Annotated in this window: 15 protein-coding genes; 5 read left to right on the forward strand and 10 right to left on the reverse strand. The window is 72.8% G+C overall.

Translation table 11 applies throughout. The annotated features are described in order from the left end of the window. The first annotated feature begins 946 nt into the window (after positions 1–946). Positions 947–1942, forward strand: a complete 996-nt coding sequence (locus OG199_RS20620; RefSeq protein ID WP_356808571.1) for an NAD-dependent epimerase/dehydratase family protein — start codon at positions 947–949, stop codon at positions 1940–1942. 103 nt (positions 1943–2045) lie between these two features. Here the strand turns inward: OG199_RS20620 and OG199_RS20625 are convergent, their stop codons facing one another. Together OG199_RS20625 and OG199_RS20630 are read right to left on the reverse strand one after the other, a co-directional pair. Then, positions 2046–2516: a DUF5994 family protein gene (locus tag OG199_RS20625; RefSeq protein ID WP_405830696.1), complete on the reverse strand. Its 471-nt coding sequence runs from the start codon at positions 2514–2516 to the stop codon at positions 2046–2048. Between the two features lie 300 nt (positions 2517–2816). Further along, positions 2817–3152, reverse strand: a complete 336-nt coding sequence (locus tag OG199_RS20630) for a hypothetical protein (RefSeq protein WP_405830698.1) — start codon at positions 3150–3152, stop codon at positions 2817–2819. 663 nt (positions 3153–3815) lie between these two features. On the opposite strand from OG199_RS20630, the gene OG199_RS20635 reads away from it, so the two are divergent. After that, positions 3816–4208: an STAS domain-containing protein gene (locus tag OG199_RS20635; RefSeq protein ID WP_401806640.1), complete on the forward strand. Its 393-nt coding sequence runs from the start codon at positions 3816–3818 to the stop codon at positions 4206–4208. Between the two features lie 158 nt (positions 4209–4366). Here the strand turns inward: OG199_RS20635 and OG199_RS20640 are convergent, their stop codons facing one another. The 4 genes from OG199_RS20640 to OG199_RS20655 all read right to left on the reverse strand — a co-directional run bounded on the left by OG199_RS20640 (position 4367) and on the right by OG199_RS20655 (position 7901). Continuing rightward, positions 4367–5398 carry a chitinase gene (locus OG199_RS20640; RefSeq protein ID WP_356808579.1) on the reverse strand — a complete coding sequence of 344 codons (1032 nt, stop codon included), beginning with the start codon at positions 5396–5398 and terminating at the stop codon, positions 4367–4369. A 284-nt stretch (positions 5399–5682) separates the two neighbouring features. Beyond that, positions 5683–6429 (reverse strand): anti-sigma factor, encoded by a 747-nt coding sequence (locus OG199_RS20645; RefSeq protein WP_356808580.1) that lies wholly within the window; start codon positions 6427–6429, stop codon positions 5683–5685. After that, positions 6426–7010 carry a sigma-70 family RNA polymerase sigma factor gene (locus OG199_RS20650; protein ID WP_405830701.1) on the reverse strand — a complete coding sequence of 195 codons (585 nt, stop codon included), beginning with the start codon at positions 7008–7010 and terminating at the stop codon, positions 6426–6428. The genes OG199_RS20645 and OG199_RS20650 overlap by 4 nt, the downstream gene beginning before the upstream one ends. A 228-nt stretch (positions 7011–7238) precedes the next feature. Beyond that, entirely contained in the window at positions 7239–7901 is a 663-nt protein-coding gene (locus OG199_RS20655) for a fasciclin domain-containing protein (RefSeq protein WP_405830703.1), read from the reverse strand. 672 nt (positions 7902–8573) lie between these two features. Between OG199_RS20655 and OG199_RS20660 the strand changes: the two genes are divergently transcribed. After that, complete coding sequence (locus OG199_RS20660; RefSeq protein ID WP_405830705.1) at positions 8574–9383, forward strand: L,D-transpeptidase family protein; 810 nt, start codon at positions 8574–8576, stop codon at positions 9381–9383. Positions 9384–9436: 53 nt separating this feature from the next. On the opposite strand, the gene OG199_RS20665 is transcribed toward OG199_RS20660, so the two are convergent. Continuing rightward, positions 9437–10897 (reverse strand): hypothetical protein, encoded by a 1461-nt coding sequence (locus OG199_RS20665; RefSeq protein WP_405830706.1) that lies wholly within the window; start codon positions 10895–10897, stop codon positions 9437–9439. A gap of 372 nt (positions 10898–11269) precedes the next feature. Here OG199_RS20665 and OG199_RS20670 point away from each other — a divergent pair, with 372 nt between their 5' ends. Both OG199_RS20670 and OG199_RS20675 read left to right on the forward strand, forming a co-directional pair. Next, entirely contained in the window at positions 11270–11806 is a 537-nt protein-coding gene (locus OG199_RS20670; RefSeq protein WP_356801202.1) for a universal stress protein, read from the forward strand. A gap of 187 nt (positions 11807–11993) precedes the next feature. Then, entirely contained in the window at positions 11994–12386 is a 393-nt protein-coding gene (locus OG199_RS20675; protein WP_266700427.1) for a molybdopterin-binding protein, read from the forward strand. Between the two features lie 35 nt (positions 12387–12421). Here OG199_RS20675 and OG199_RS20680 read toward each other — a convergent pair whose 3' ends face one another. The 3 genes from OG199_RS20680 to OG199_RS20690 all read right to left on the reverse strand — a co-directional run bounded on the left by OG199_RS20680 (position 12422) and on the right by OG199_RS20690 (position 15230). Continuing rightward, positions 12422–13606 carry an NAD-dependent formate dehydrogenase gene (locus OG199_RS20680; protein ID WP_405830709.1) on the reverse strand — a complete coding sequence of 395 codons (1185 nt, stop codon included), beginning with the start codon at positions 13604–13606 and terminating at the stop codon, positions 12422–12424. 106 nt (positions 13607–13712) lie between these two features. After that, the gene (locus tag OG199_RS20685; protein WP_356801204.1) at positions 13713–14648 is read right to left on the reverse strand and encodes a LysR family transcriptional regulator; all 936 of its coding nucleotides are present in this window, start codon (positions 14646–14648) and stop codon (positions 13713–13715) included. 96 nt (positions 14649–14744) lie between these two features. Beyond that, positions 14745–15230 (reverse strand): molybdopterin-dependent oxidoreductase, encoded by a 486-nt coding sequence (locus OG199_RS20690; RefSeq protein ID WP_401806628.1) that lies wholly within the window; start codon positions 15228–15230, stop codon positions 14745–14747. Between the last annotated feature and the right edge of the window lie 110 nt (positions 15231–15340).

Raw genomic sequence — 15340 nt, forward strand, 5'->3', positions numbered from 1 at the left:
CGATGCGGCGCGACGTCCACCCACCCTCCGCAGCCGAGGTGTTGCCGTGTCTCGATTCAGCGGACGGCACACCCAGTCATCCCTAGGCTCCGAGAGCGACGGTCTGACCAACCAGTTCCATTCCCGAGACACCAGGGGGAGAAGTGCGCCTGCTCGCAGACTCGACCGTGTTCGCAAGTGCCATGGCCCGGTGGTGCACATGCGGGCACATGCGGCGCATAGCGATAGCCGTTCCGGTAGCCCTGCTGGCATTGGCCGGCTGCACCGGTGCGACGTCGACCGGCGGTCGGGCGACCGCCGGTCGGGTGCCGGTCGAATCACCTTCACCCGGCAGATCCTCCGCCGCCCCTTCCCCCGCATCCGCCGTCACCGCGGACCCGCGCACTCCGCCCCAACTCCCGGACGCCCAGGCAACGTTCATCAGAACCGGCGGAAGAACCGGTGGCTACTCCTTTCCGGAGATCCCACTCATTCGACAGGGAACTCTGGAGGTCGCGGTGATCTGCTCGGGTTCCGGGACCATCGACGTCAAGGTCGGCTCTTTCATGAGCCAATCCGTCGCGTGCTCTGACAGCGGCCCTCTGCAGCTCAACCAGCTGGCTTCCGGGAACAGCCGCAAGAACGTCGCCGTATCGGTCACCTCCAGGACGACTGGATCCTGGGGGCTGTCGGTGGGATGGAAGAAGACCATCGACCCTCACGGTTGACCTCGGTCTTTCGTCGCGGCCCGTCGACCTGTCCGGCGGGCCGTTTCCGCGGGGAGGCCCGTGCGCCGCGTCCCTCGGCGACCGAGGGCCACGCACGCGCTCCTCACGCGACGACCTCCCGTGAACCCGCGCTCCCTCGCACCCATTCCGCCCACCGGGTCCGGGCGAGGTCTTACGGAGCGGTGACATGCCCGGCGCGGCGCTGGGACGGCGCGGGTCCGGGGCCTAGCGTGCCCGGTATGCGTGTACTGGTCACCGGCGGTGCCGGGTTCATCGGGTCCCATGTCGTCGAGGCGCTGACGGAACGCGGGCACGAACCCGTCGTGTTCGACCTGCGCGACGGTCTGGACGTGCGCGACGCCGGGGCGGTCGCCTCCGCGCTGCCGGGCGTGGACGCCGTCTGCCATCAGGCGGCGATGGTCGGGCTGGGAACGGGGTTCGGGGACGCGGTCGAGTACGTGTCGCGCAACGACCTCGGCACGGCGGTACTGCTGGCCGCCATGGCGGAGGCGCGGGTGCGGCGGCTCGTGCTCGCCGGGTCGATGGTGGTGTACGGGGAGGGGCGGTACGCGTGCGAGTGGCACGGGGTGGTGCGGCCGGGGCCCCGGACCGTGGCGGACCTGGACGCGGGACGGTTCGAACCCCGGTGCCCGCGGTGCGGTGAGGAACTGACCCCGGGACTGGTGGACGAGGACGCGCCGGCCGATCCCCGCAACGTCTACGCGACGACCAAGCTGGCCCAGGAGCATCTGGCGGCGGCCTGGGCCCGGGCCACCGGCGGCTCGGCGGTGTCGCTGCGCTACCACAATGTGTACGGGCCCGGCATGCCGCGCGACACCCCCTACGCGGGCGTCGCCTCCTTCTTCCGGTCCGCCCTCGCCCACGGCCGGGCGCCGCGCGTCTTCGAGGACGGCCGCCAGCGACGGGACTTCGTGCACGTGCGGGATGTGGCGGCGGCCAACGTGGCCGCGCTCACGGCCGAATCCCGGGACGGCGCCCTGACCGCGTACAACACCGGCAGCGGGGACCCGCACACGGTCGGGGCGATGGCACGGACGCTGGCCGCCGCGTACGGCGGACCCGAGCCCGTGGTGACCGGCGAGTACCGCCTGGGCGACGTACGCCACATCACGGCGGACTCCTCCCGGCTCCGCGCCGAACTCGGCTGGAAGGCCGAGGTCGCCTTCGAGGAGGGGATGCGGGAGTTCGCCGCGGCGAAACTCCGCGGGGAGTGACGGGGGGCGGGGACCGGGGGCGCACGGGGCTGCCGGGGGAACGCCCCGCTCCGTCAGGCCGTTTCGCGGGCCCGCGCCGCGCCCGCGGTCGTCCCTCCGCCGCTCACACCACACGGTCCCCCACGTGGTCCGGCACGTGGTCCTGCACGTGGTCCCCGAGGCGGTCCTCCCCGCTGTCCCCCACGGCGCCTTCCATGAGCCGGCCTGCCTCCTCCTCCGTGGCGGTGGGCGGCACCACCAGCAGGTCCCAGCGGCCCCGGCCGGGAGCCACCAGACAGACGGTGGGCGGGGCGTGCCGGGGGGCCGTCCGGCGCAGGCGCACGACCCCGTCGGCGACGAGCAGCCGGCCCGGGAACGGGGACCACTCGGCCCCGTCCACCAGAACGCCCCCGATCTGCCCCCAGGAACGCGGAAGTCCGTCCAGCAGCCAGGGCAGTTCGGAGGTCAGGTCGTACGAGCGGGGCCACCAGGCGCCGTCGATGGGCCGGGGCATGCGGCCGTGCTCGGGCTGGGACGGCAAGCGCAGGCGGACACCGACCGGCGAGAAGAGCAGGGGCGGCGGGGCGAGAGTCATAGGAACTCCTGGAGAGGTGGCGGGGGCGGGGCGGGGCGAGGGCGGGTGAAGATGCGGTGGTCGCGGTCGGCGGGTCCGTCGGGTGCGTAACGCCCTGCGGAACCTGGGTCGTTGCGGTACATCCGACCGGCCGCGGGCGGAGTGCGCCACGGCCGGGGTGCGGAGAAACCGAGTGGGGAGACCGAGAGGCATCGTGGCTCCTCGGCCTCGGTGACGAGGGTGTGGCCGGGGTCCTGGGCCGCGCCTCTTCGACGGATCCGGGGAGTGGGCGGGGATCCGGGTGGCCCGGCGGCGGGGCCGTCAGACCGTCTCGCCCCGGTGGGTACGGTCCGCGGGCGGCCTGCTGGTGTCCAGCCAGGGGCGGAGCGGGCGGGCGGTGTCCGAGGCGTCGAGCGTGAGGTGCAGTCGCGTGCCCGTACCCGCGGGGCCGTCCGGATAACTGCGCTGCTCGTCGCCGGCGAACAGCACCCGGAGCGCGTCCGCGACCCGCCGGGCGGCTTCGGGGTCCCCGGAGACGATGCGGACCTCCACCCGGCCCGGCGCGTCCGTCCCAGTGCCGGGGGCCTGGGAGGAGTCTGCGCCGGGGGAGTCTGCGCGCTGCGGACCGGGCGGGTGATGCGTGGCCTCGGACGTCATAGGGCGGAACCTGCCCCGGACCGGAGCGGCCCGTGTCTGCTGCGCGGCGAGGACGAGACCGGTCCGATCACCGGCATACGAGGTGCCCTCGGCTCCTCCACCGTACTCCTGCCGGTCGCTTCGGCCGCCGCGACGCCGGGTGGTTCCGGCACGGGGTGGTTCCGGCACGGGGTGGTTCCGGCACGGGGAGGTTCGGCGCGGGGAAGCCGGGGACGGGAGGAGTAGGTTTGGTGTACCGGGAGTATGTCGTGCACCGGCTGCCACGCCGGGTCGTTCCCGGTGAGAGATGAGACCCGGACCGCAGTCCCAGGCGCGGCCCGGAGACGGGTTCGCCCCATGTCCGCGACCTTCGGAGCGACGCGCCACGACCTGCGGCCCCGCCGCCTTCCCGGCATCGGTGACTGAGGCGGCCGTCATGGACGCCTTCGTGACCGTCTCCCTCTGTCTGGTGCTCGTCGCCGTCGGGGCCTACGTACTCCACCGGCTCGGCATCCAGCACGCCGGGCGGACCGCCGTCCGCCCCCACAGCAGCCGCCCGCCCGTGCTCCGGCGCGGCCGGGATACGCCCGGACCTCAGGCCCGGCCTCGGGCCGGACCTCGGGCCCGACCTCGTCGTACCGGCCGGACCCGTGAAGCCCTGCGCGTCCCCAGAACGGAGGCGTCATGTCCCTACCACGTCTGACCATCTACCGGCACGACCGGAGGAACCGGTCACTGATCACCCTGGCCGGTGAGATCGATCCGGCCACGGCGCCCCGGGTGCGCGACGCCCTGGAACGGTGCCTGGACGACGGCATCAGCACCATCGACGTCGATCTGACCCCTCTCGGGTCATGCGACGGCACCGGTCTGCGGGTCTTCCTGGACGCGTCGGAGCACGCCGCCACAGCGCACGCGTCGCTGCGGCTGCACCACCCCTCCCCGCAGACCTCACAGCTCCTCGCCCGCACCGGCGCCGCTCCCCGGCTCCTCGACCCGCCGAGGGCTCCGGCGCCGCCGCACCTCCCGCGCGACCTCCGCACGACAGCTCCCCCGTCGAGTCCCTACGGCATGTGAGGCGGGACGGCCGGAGCACGGAGCACGACAGAACAGGGCACCACGCCGTCGGGGCCCGCCCGGATCCCGGGCGGGCCCCGACGGCGCTACGGCCGCCTTCCTGCGCCCTCGGCGGACGCCGTGGGTGAAGCGTCGGCGGACGCCGTGGATGAAGAGCGTCAGCGGACGCCGTGGGTGAAGCGCTCGAAGGTGTGGCTGAAGTACCAGGTGTCCTGGGCGATTCCGGAGCAGGCGTTGGCGCCCGCGGTACCCACGCAGCCGCCGTTGTCACGCTGGAGCGCCCAGAAGGAGAGCGTGTTGATGCCCCTGGCGGCGGCCCACTTCTCGACCGCGACGGCGTCCTGGGTGGTGAAGGTCTCCTCGGGGCCGTAGTCGTCGATGCCGGGCATCTCGGTGACGCCGATCGTGTTCCACAGCTTCGCCGGGGACTTCTCCGGGTGCAGCGCGGCCAGCTGGTCGTGCAGGCCGGTGGCGGCCGTCCTGGTGTCGGCCGCCATGTCGTGCGTGGCGCCGTCCCAGTAGTCGAAGGTCATGATGTTGACGACGTCCACGCGTGCGCCGTTGTCGACGGCGTTGCGCAGCAGGGCCACCCCGTTGGGCGCGAGACCGGTCGCGAAGCTGGGCAGCGTGTAGGAGAACTGCACGGGGTGACGCGTGCGTTCGGCCCAGCGCTGGACCTTGGCGATGGCCTTGTTGCGGCGGTCGATCCCGGCGGTGTTGTTGATCGAGTCGGCCTCGATGTCGAGGTCGATCCGGGTGATGCCGTACGTCGTGACGAGGCTCTCGTACACCTTGGCGATGGCGTCGACACTGGTGCAGCTGTCGGCGAGTTCGGTGCCGGTGGTGTCGGCGCCGTAGCCGCCGAAGGACGGGATGACGTTGCCGCCGCGGGCCTGGATCCGGGCGATGTCCGCGCCGAAGGACGCCTTGTCGATCGGCTGGGCGGTGGCGCCGTTCCAGTACGCGGTGCACGAGCCCGGCGCGTCCGTCTGGAGGAAGGCCATCGTGAGGTACTTGTTGCCCGACGCGGCGGCGAGCGCGGCCGGGCTCTCGCCGGTCCACGCCTCGAAGTAGGGCGCCGCCACATGCGCGGGGAGCGGCTTCGGGGCGTGCGAGTGGGCCGGTGCCGCGGCCAGCGCACCGCCTCCGCCGAGGGCGACCAGCCCGGCCGACAGGGCGGTCACGGTCATGCAGGACAGCAAGGTGCGAAGCGGACCAGGTCGTCTCATTGACGCTCCCATGGTGGAAAAGAGCAGGCGGGAACAGCGGAAGGGCATAACCGCGGGAGGCCTGCCGGCCGTTGCGCTCCGGGGGCTCCCGCTGGACCAGAGGCGAACAGCGACCATCGTTGGACTAGACCAATCGACTGTCAAGGTTCTTTACGGTGAACTGACCCAAACCGCGGGGGCGATGCTCGGGACCCGGGGAGCGACACCCCGGACCGCCGGCGCCACGGTGGCCCCCCCCCCCGCACTCAGACGGGCAGCTCCATGAGGGCGACCGGCGTCGAGGTCGGGCGGGCCGAGCCGCCGGCCGGTTCCACCGTGATGCCCACCGCGGAGGCGCCACCGGGCGAACCGTCCAACACCACGGCCTGCGTGACCCGGTGGGAGTCCATCAGCCCCGCCGGTCGCATGGTTCCCGAGTCGTCGAACCAGAGTTGGTAGACCTTGCCGCGGGGCGGTACCACCATCCCGGAGGCCACGAAGGCCGCCCGGTCACGGCTCCTGGAGACGAGGAGCGTGCCGGTCGCCCCGCCCGGGAGACGTACGTGGCGGGAGGTCACGTCGGAGGCCGAGAGCACCCCCGCGAGGTCGTCCGCCCGCTGCCGGGACGCGCTCGCCCGCCGCCCCGCGTCGTCGGCCCTGGAGTGCTGCCAGACCGTGGTCCCGGCGAGCCCCGTGGCGCCGGCGACACAGGCGGCCAGCGCCCAGCGTCCGAGCCGCCGGGTGAGCGCCCGGGACGGAGCGGGCAGGTGGACCCGCGGAACGTCCTGTCGCACGGCGGGGATCCGGGCCATCACCCGCGCCTTCGTCGCGGGGTGCGGCGGAGCGGCGACGGCGAGCCCCAACCTGGCCGCCGTGGCCGCCAGTTCGCCCACCTCGTCGGCGCAGGCCGCGCAGTCGGCGAGGTGTTCCTCGAACTCGGCGCGCTCCTGGTCCGGGAGGGCGTGCAGGGCGTACGCACCGGTCAGGGTGTGCAGGTCGGCGGTGGTCGTCATGCGCTCACTCCCAGGCAGTCACGCAGTCGGATGAGACCGTCGCGCAGACGGGTCTTGACCGTCCCCAGCGGCACGGACAGTTGGGCGGCCACCTCGCGGTAGGTCAGTCCCCGGTAGTAGGCGAGCGTCACGGACTGGCGCTGCAGTTCCGTGAGCGTGCGCAGACAGCGGCGTACCTGCTCGTGTTCGAGCCGGATCTCGACCTGCTCGGTCACCTCGTCGTACTCGGGCAGCCGGTCGAGCAGCGCCGCCCTGTGGTCCCGGGCGGCCGTGGCCTCGGCGGAGCGGACCCGGTCCACGGCACGGCGATGGGCCAGGGTGAGCACCCAGTTGATGACGGTGCCACGCGCCGCCTCGAAGCGGGGCGCGGTGCGCCACACCTCGACCAGGACGTCCTGGGTGACCTCCTCGGACTGGGCCCGGTCCCGCAGCACCGCGCGCACCACGCCCAGCACCGGACCGGCGACGGCGTCGTAGAGGCCGGCGAAGGCCTGCTCGTCGCCGCAGGCCACGGACCGCATCAGCGCTTCCAGGTCGGGACGCCGGGACGGGTCGCTCCCGATGTACACGGCTTCTCTCACTTGGGCATCCTTCGGAACACGCGGGCACGCGGGCACGCGGCCGGGTGGCCCGCCGGGGCGCGGGTGGGCCACCGGGCGGCCGGGCGGACGGAGCGGCCGGGCGGACGGAGCGGCCGGGCGGACGGGGCGGGTGGCCGGCCCGGCCACCCGCCTTCTCCTCCCCGTCACGGGAGTCGTGGGGCGGTGCCGGTGCGTCGACGCCGGCTCCCCGTCATCGGCTCTCCGGTGTCAGCTCTTGGGCATCAGCACGGTGTCGACGATGTACACGTTGGCGTTGGCGGTCTTGACGTTGCCGCAGACGACCTTGGAGGCGTCGTCGACCGTGTAGGACTCGCCGGAGCCCGCGGTGGTCAGCCTGGACTTCTCCAGCGTGGCGTAGGAGCCGCTCTCCAGGTCCTTGGGGGCGAGCTTCTGGCCCACGACGTGGTACGTGAGGATCTTCGTCAGCTGCGCCTTGTCGGCCAGGACCTTGTCCAGGGTGGCCTTCGGGATCTTCGCGAAGGCGTCGTTGGTCGGCGCGAACACGGTGATGTTCCGCGCGGTGTTGAGCGTGTTCGCCAGACCGGCCTTCTTCACCGCGGTGACCAGCGTGGACAGGGCCGGGTTGTTGGACGCGGCGGTCGCCACCGGGTCCTTCGCCATGCCGTCGAAGGAGCCCGCGCCGTTCTTGGGCACCGTGGAACAGGCCGGGCCGAAGGGCTGGTCGGCGTCGGCCATGTCGCCGGAGCCGCTGGTGGCGCTGTCGGTCGCGGGGTCGCTCGCGGCGGTCGAGGACTTCCCGTTGTCGGAGGCGGCGCCGTCCTTGCTGTTGTCGGAGCAGGCGCTCAGGGCGACGGGCAGAACGGCGGCCGCGGCGACGGCGAGGGCGGCACGGCGGAAACGGGTGTTCATGGAGTTCTCCTAGGACGACGCGGCGGGGAAGCCGCGTGCAAGGGGGAAATGTCAAAGGGCAGCGGGGAATTGGGGGCGGCCGTCGAGAATTCCGAGTCGCGAGCAGGTCTTGTCGTGCCGTCCGCGCCGAAAGGTCGCATCGCGGCCGCACGCACGAACGCGGACACCGGCTCGGCGAACGCCGACGCCGCGCGACCGGCCGGCAGCCCGCTCAGCGCCGCCCGCGCCCGCGCCCGCCGCACCCACCGGATGCCGGGCCTCGACGTACTCGGATGTTGTCTCACGGTCGGAATCCGAAGCAGAACGGTGGCGCGGATTGGTCACTCAGCACATCGGGGGAATTTTCGTTCCTTGACCAATCCGCGCGGCGTCCCGCTGCGAATAAGGAACCTCGAAGGACCCACATAGGACCCACATAGGACCCACAAAGGACCTTCGACGGACCTTCGGCGGACCCTCGAAAGAGCCACCAAGGACCCGCGGAAGAGGCACGAAAGAGCCACGAAAGAACCGTGGATTCGCCGGAAGAACGCGGAGCGAATACGGACGGGGGGTCACATCCGGACCTCGCCGCGGCCGGAGACCCCCGCCGTCATAGGGGGGCGCGGAGCGCGGCCCCGCTTCTCCGGCCTGCTGACCACTTCCTCACATGTCCCGTCCAGGATGATGATCATGTCTTCCTCCATCAACCGCACGGGCGGCGTCCGCCCGGCACTGACCGCGCTGGTCCTGGCCCTGTCCGTCGCCCTCACCGGATGCGGGGGCGGGACCGGACCCGCGGACGGCGCACGGGCGTCCGCCGCGGGCACGGATGCCCCGGCTGCCCCGTCCGGCACGACGCAGGCACGTCCCTCGCGGCCGTCCGCGGACACCGGAGCGTCCGGCAGCACCGACTCGGCGCGGCTTCCGGGCCTGGGCCCCCGTACGCTGGCCGCCATTCCCGCGAAGGCGCGGCAGGTCGTCCTGGTCACCGGTCGCGGCAGGAACTCCTCGGCATCGACGGTGGCGCTGTACCGGCGTACGGACGCGGGCTGGGAACCCGGAGCCGAATGGCCCGCCCACAACGCGCTCAGGGGCTGGACCGACGACCACCACGCCGGCGATCTCCGGTCCCCCATAGGCGTGTTCGCCCTCACCGACGCCGGGGGCCTGCTGGCCGACCCCGGCAGCAAGCTGCCGTACGACCGCTCGGGCGGCTTCACCACCGTCGGCACCGGCTTCGAGGGCGAACCGCTCGTGGGCTCCTTCGACTACGTCGTCGCGATCAACTACAACCGCAAGCCCGGAACTTCACCCCTCGACTGGACCCGCCCGCTGGGCGCGGGCCGCGGCGGCGGCATCTGGCTGCACGTGGACCACGGCGGGCCGACGCACGGCTGCGTCAGCCTCGCCCAGCGGCACATGAAGGAACTCCTGCTCACGCTCGACCCCGCCCAGCATCCCGTGGTCGTCATGGGCGACGCGAAGTCCCTCGCACGCTGACACCGGGGCAGCCTCATGGTCCGTCGCCCGCGCGGGGGTTCCCCTGCCCGAGGTCAACCGGGCCGCGCCGTGCGGGTCCTCAGTGGTGTTTCGAGGGTCTGCTCGGTCAGGGGATCGAGGAGTTTGGCGGGTTCGGCGGGACCCCGCGGCGTCGTGGCGCGGCGGGTGTTCAGACCGTTCGAGCCGTTCGAGTCGTTCGAGCCGTTCAGGCTGCGCCCGGTTTGCGATGTTCTTGGGGTTTGTGGAGTACTCGGGGTCCTCGGAGGTCCGGCGGAGTTCGGTGCGTCTGGACTCCCCGACGGGTTCGGCTCCGGGGCGGGCTCTTCGCGGGTGCGTCTGTCCGCGGGGCGGCTCCCGATGAGGGACCGGTACGTCGCCGGATGGACCACGAAGAACATCATCGCGGCGTGCAGCGGGGCCAGCAGGGGAGCCGTCAGCCGTTCCGTACGGCTCAGGCCGGGCCGCAGGACCGCGTACATCAGCGCCTCGGACAGCGTGAACACCCCGACGCCCGCCAGGACGTGGACCAGGAGGCCGACGGACCCGGTGCGCCGGACCTCGGCCACGACGCCGAGGGACAGGAGGGGCAGCAGGGCCCCTGCGCCCAGCTCGACCAGCCGGGCCGTCCTGGCCGTTGCCGGCAGGGCGACGAGTTCCCAGGGGACGAGGCGCCGGACCGCTCCCGCCCGGCGCCCCTGCTGCCGGTAGGTGTCGCCGAGGGTGCCGGGCGCGTCGGCGGTCACGTAGGCGCGTGGCACGGAGACCACCCGGCCGCGCGAGCGGGCGTAGCCGCACAGTTGGCGGTCGTCGTCGCCCCCGGCCACGGCCGAGGCCACGTAGTGCTCCAGATGGTCGGACAGGACCGGCGCCCGGTACAGCGCGATCCCGCCCGGGGCCGGGCGTGCCGCTCCCACGGCGGAGCGCAGTCCGCGGCCGAGCACGCACAGGACGAACAGCCTGAGGTCCGCGAGACGGGCCGTGAGGCCGGCGTGGCGGTCCCGGGTGAGAACGGTTCCGGTGCAGGCCTGGACGCGGGGGTCGTTCAGCACGCGCAGCATCTGCCACACCGCGTCCTGGTGGAGCTCGGAGCCGGCGTCCACGGTGAGGACGTAGTCGAACGGACGCCCGCGGTCCCGCAGCTGACGGACCACCGCGGCGCGGGCCGCGCGCCTGCCGCCGCCGGGCACCCGGTGCCAGGTGACCGAGGGGTGGTCGACGGGGACGACGGGGACCGCGGATCCGTCGTCGACGACATGGACGGCGTCGACCGGACGGGACTGGCCGGTCAGCGAGCGGACGGTCCCGTACAGACGCTCGGCGGCACTCTCGCCACCACTCCTCGCACCCCCTGCACCGTCGTCTCCGCCATGACCTTCGTCGACGCGCGCGGAGACGATCGCCACCACGCGTCCCGGCGCCGCGCGCTTGTGTCCGCTGCCCGTCGGGAGGGCGGCGAGAACCGTGCAGATCAGGACGGACACCGCCGGCAGGACGGCCCACGACTCAGTCGGCATGCCGCTTCTTCCCTGCGGCGCGGCGGTGGCCCGACACGCCCGCGACGATCAGCACGACAGCGAACAAGATATTCACACTTCCACTTCCCCCTCGTTACCCGCCCAAGGCTTCCTCAACGACCGGGCCACATAAGGCTCTTGTTGCCGTTTCGCGACATACGGGTGGTTGCACGGATAAGGGCGCGCCCCTCGCGCACGCCTCACACGCCGCGCGCCGCACACCCCGGGCACCCGCTTCAGAGCCGTGTCGCGAGTGTCAGAATCTGTCGTCCCCGCGTCAGGTGAAGGCCAACATCGTGACCCCGTCGCCCTCCGCGCGCGTTCCATGGACCCGGATGCCCGTCTGGACGTACGCCGAGAGGTGAGCCTGCGATGAGCGAGGGACAGCGGCGACGCGTCGTGGTCGGGGTCAGCGGCTCGCTGGGCAGCCTCGCGGCCCTGCACCGGGGCGCGTTCGAGGCGCACCGCAGGGGTGCCGGGCTGGTGGCCGTGGGCGCCTGGGAACCACCACGGGGGGCGCTCGCCCATCCGAGTTCGATGCTCACGCCGCCCGTGGCCGAGTTCCGGCAGCTGGCGGACGAACGGCTGCGTACCGCTCTCGACGCGGCCTTCGGCATCGACGGGCCGGGAGTCCCCCTGCGGGTGGTGGCCGTGTGGGACCGGCCGGGGCGTGCCCTGGTGCGGGCCGCGGACCACGCCGGCGACCTGCTGGTGATCGGGGCCGGACGCCGCGGCAGGGTGCACCGCGCGTTGTTCCCCTCGGTGGCGCGCTACTGCCTCGCGCACGCCGCCTGTCCGGTACTGGCCGTGCCCCGCTCCCCCCTGCACCGTGAGCTCGCCGCGGTACGACGCCGCGTCAGCCTGCGCCTGCCCCTGAACGCCGGCGAGCTGACGGACGACCGCCCCTGAGACCGGCCGGGAGAACGACCGATGGACCGGCCGATGGACCGGCCGATGGACCGGCCGTGAGGCGCGGGAAGGCCGCACCCGCTCGGCCCGGTCGACGGCGCCCGGGGGCGTGACGTGCGCGACCTGTACCGACGTACGGCCGGGCCTTGCTTGCAGGTGCAAGGATCTCGCGCCTATGTTGGCGCGCATGCAGTCCTACACCATCGGCCAGGCCGCCCGGCTGCTCGGCGTGAGCCCGGACACCGCGCGGCGGTGGGCGGACGCCGGGCGCATCACCACGCAGCGCGACGAGGGCGGGCGGCGCGTCATCGACGGGCGCGATCTCGCGGCCTTCTCCGTCGATCTGGCGAAGACCGGCGAGGAGGACGAGACCTCCTACACCTCGGTGCGCAACGCGTTCCCGGGCATCGTCACCGCCGTCAAGCTCGGCGACGTGGCGGCCCAGGTGGAGATCCAGGCCGGACCGCACCGGCTGGTCTCCCTGCTGACCCGGGAGGCCGTCGAGGAACTCGGCCTGGAGGTCGGCATGGAGGCCACCGCCCGAGTGAAGTCCACCAACGTGCACATCGACCGCACGTAGACGCGGCGGACGTCGGGGGCGGTGGCCCCGCGTTCTCAGGACGTGGTCGTCGGGCCCGGCGACGTCGACGTCGAGTAGGAGTGCGCCCCCGTGCCCGCCAGCCCGCCGCCGTCGACGATCAGGTACTCGTCCCGGATCGGTGCGCCCTCCAGCCAGGATTCCAGGATCTCGCGGGTGCCCGCCGCGTAGCGGGCCTGGGCGGAGAGCGAGGAGCCGGAGATGTGCGGGGTCATGCCGTGGTGCGGCATGGTGCGCCAGGGGTGGTCGGCCGGCGCGGGCTGCGGATACCAGACGTCACCCGCGTAGCCGGCCAACTGCCCGCTGCGCAGCGCGCGTTCCACGGCGTCCCGGTCCACGATCAGGGCCCGTGCCGTGTTGATCAGATACGCGCCGCGCTTCATCGTGGCGAGCAGTTCGTCCCCGAACAGCCCCTCCGTCTCCGGGTGCAGGGGCGCGTTGACGGTGACGACGTCGCAGTGCGGCACCATGTCCGCGGTGGTCGGGTGGAAGGTCAGCCCGAGCTCCCGCTCGACCGCCTCCGGCAGCCGGTGCCGGTCGGTGTAGTGCAGTTTCACGTCGAAGGGCGCGAGGCGGCGCAGCACCGCGAGCCCGATGCGCCCGGCGGCGACCGTGCCCACGTGCATGCCCTCGAGGTCGTACGAACGGGCCACGCAGTCCGCGATGTTCCAGCCGCCGTCCAGGACGACCTGGTGCGAGGGCAGGTAGTTGCGGACGAGGGAGAGCGTCATCATCACCACGTGCTCGGCGACGCTGATGCTGTTGCAGTACGTCACCTCGGCCACCGTGACGCCGTGCTCGATGGCCGCGTCGAGGTCGACGTGGTCGGAGCCGATGCCCGCCGTGATCGCCAGCTTGAGGTTCTTCGCGGCGGCGATCCGCTCGGGGGTCAGGTACGCCGGCCAGAACGGCTGCGAGATCACCACGTCCGCGTCGGGCAGTTCACTGTCGAAGACCGAGCCGTCGCCGTCCTTGTCGGAGGTGACGACCAGGGTGTGTCCGCGATCCTCGAGGAAGCGCCGCAGGCCCAGTTCGCCGGTCACGCTGCCGAGCAGGTGGCCGGGCGTGAAGTCGGTCGCCTTGGGGGTGGGTGTGGTCTGGCCGCCGGGATAGTGGTCGATGGCGGGGAGGTCGTCGCGGGCGTACGTCGTCGGGTATCCGTCGGTCGGGTCGTCGTACAGCACACAGAGCACCTTGGCCATGGCGCGGCTCTCCTCAACTCCGGTTACGGAAGGTTCCCTTCACCATCCTCGGGGTCGATTCCGCAGGTCAAAGCGAACGTCGCTATGCGGAGATAGCCGACGGCTATCAACTCCGGCCGCCACCCAGGTAGCTGGTCAGCAGGGCGTCCAGCGCGTCCCGCACGCCCGCGTCGCGCGCCACCTTCAGCAGCGCCTCCGCCAGCACGGACGGAGGATCGTCCCGCGCCACCACGAGGCCCACCCGCGGTCCGTGCGCGGGCCCTTCGAGCGGCACCACCCGCATGCCCTCCGGTACGCCGAACATATGGAGCCACGCATGCGAGATCACGCTGGACCAGCGGCCGTTCGGCAGGTGCGCGTACAGCCCGGCGACGCTGTCGGACTCGATCGTGGGCACGGCCGTCGCACCGTCGGCGGCGAAGCACTCGTCGATGATGCGCCGGTTGCGCATCCGGGGATTGAGCAGGCACAGCGGCAGGTCCGCCGCCCGTGACCAGCGGGCCGTGGACGCCGTGGCCAGCGGGCCGTCCACCGGGGTCAGCAGCACGTACCGTTCCTCGTAGAGCGGGAAGCGCCGTACGTGCCGCAGCCCGTCGTCGTCGAGGTACGTCATCGCCGCGTCGAGCTCGAACTCGGCGAGCCCGTGGGTGATGTCCGCGGACGACAGGGACTCGAGGCTGACCCGGGCCCCCGGGTGGCGTTCGCAGAACGGGGTGGTGAGCAGCGAGGCGGCGGGCAGGGCGGTGGGCACGATACCCAGGCGCAGGGTGCCGGTCAGGCCGCCGCGCAGCGCCGACAGTTCCTGGTGCAGGGCGTCGCGCTCGGCGAGGATGCGGTGCGCCCAGGCCAGCACCACCTCGCCCTCCGGGGTCAGCCCCTCGTACCGCCGTCCCCTGCGCACGATCGGCACGCCCAGTTCGTGTTCGAGGCGGCGGATCGCGGCGGACAGCGAGGGCTGCGAGACGAAGCAGGCCGCCGCCGCGCGGGCGAAGTGCCGCTCCCGGGCCAGCGCGACCAGGTACTCCAGCTGACGCAGCAGCATGCGCGACCTCCCGCGAACGGCGACCTGCCGACCGCCGACCGCCGACCGCCGGCGGGTCAGGGTCGCAGACGGGTCAGGGTCGCAGACGGGTTCGCGTCACGTCCATGGGCGGGAGGGACCGTAGCGGCCGTCCACGTGGATGGTGTCGATGCCGCTGATGTGCCGCGCGCCGCAGCGGTCCTGGGGCAGCACGAGCTGGGGGCCCGCCAGGTCGAGCGGGGCGCCGTCGATGCCGACGGCGAGGAGGACCGGGGCGTGCGCGAAGTCCGGGTCGATCTCCGCCCAGGTGAGCAGGGCGTGGTGGCCGTCCGCGCCGCCCACCGCGATGAGGAAGCGCAGGCGGTCCTTGCGGCGGGCGGGGTCGAAGCCGGGACCGGCGTCACGCAGCACGTCGTGCAGCAGCGGGCCCTCGAAGCGGTGGTGCTGTACGCCGCTGGTGGCGCACTCGAAGCTGACCCGGGCCCGGTGCTGGGGCCACGCCAGCAGATCGGGCACCGTCAGCCGGGCCGGGCGGGCGAGGTCCCCGGTCAGGGCGACCGACGCGAGCGAGTGGGCGGGCGGATGTGTCAGGGACCGGCTCACTGGGCACCACCTCCCGGAAAACCGTACCCAGAGCGCCGTCCCGTACAAACGCACATGCGGACACCCGGTCGTTGATCGCGCGGCTCATGCGATGTGACAGGAGACTTATG

The organism is Streptomyces sp. NBC_01176, assembly GCF_045039825.1.
In the GTDB taxonomy this organism is placed as follows: domain Bacteria; phylum Actinomycetota; class Actinomycetes; order Streptomycetales; family Streptomycetaceae; genus Streptomyces.

Coding starts and splice junctions, on each gene's coding strand:
- OG199_RS20655 (WP_405830703.1), bottom strand. CDS start 7,901: ATGAACACCCGTTTCCGCCGTGCCGCCCTCGCCGTCGCCGCGGCCGCC.
- OG199_RS20620 (WP_356808571.1), top strand. CDS start 947: ATGCGTGTACTGGTCACCGGCGGTGCCGGGTTCATCGGGTCCCATGTC.
- OG199_RS20680 (WP_405830709.1), bottom strand. CDS start 13,606: ATGGCCAAGGTGCTCTGTGTGCTGTACGACGACCCGACCGACGGATAC.
- OG199_RS20670 (WP_356801202.1), top strand. CDS start 11,270: ATGAGCGAGGGACAGCGGCGACGCGTCGTGGTCGGGGTCAGCGGCTCG.
- OG199_RS20630 (WP_405830698.1), bottom strand. CDS start 3,152: ATGACGTCCGAGGCCACGCATCACCCGCCCGGTCCGCAGCGCGCAGAC.
- OG199_RS20685 (WP_356801204.1), bottom strand. CDS start 14,648: ATGCTGCTGCGTCAGCTGGAGTACCTGGTCGCGCTGGCCCGGGAGCGG.
- OG199_RS20675 (WP_266700427.1), top strand. CDS start 11,994: ATGCAGTCCTACACCATCGGCCAGGCCGCCCGGCTGCTCGGCGTGAGC.
- OG199_RS20645 (WP_356808580.1), bottom strand. CDS start 6,429: ATGACGACCACCGCCGACCTGCACACCCTGACCGGTGCGTACGCCCTG.
- OG199_RS20660 (WP_405830705.1), top strand. CDS start 8,574: ATGTCTTCCTCCATCAACCGCACGGGCGGCGTCCGCCCGGCACTGACC.
- OG199_RS20635 (WP_401806640.1), top strand. CDS start 3,816: ATGTCCCTACCACGTCTGACCATCTACCGGCACGACCGGAGGAACCGG.
- OG199_RS20665 (WP_405830706.1), bottom strand. CDS start 10,897: ATGCCGACTGAGTCGTGGGCCGTCCTGCCGGCGGTGTCCGTCCTGATC.
- OG199_RS20640 (WP_356808579.1), bottom strand. CDS start 5,398: ATGACCGTGACCGCCCTGTCGGCCGGGCTGGTCGCCCTCGGCGGAGGC.
- OG199_RS20625 (WP_405830696.1), bottom strand. CDS start 2,516: ATGACTCTCGCCCCGCCGCCCCTGCTCTTCTCGCCGGTCGGTGTCCGC.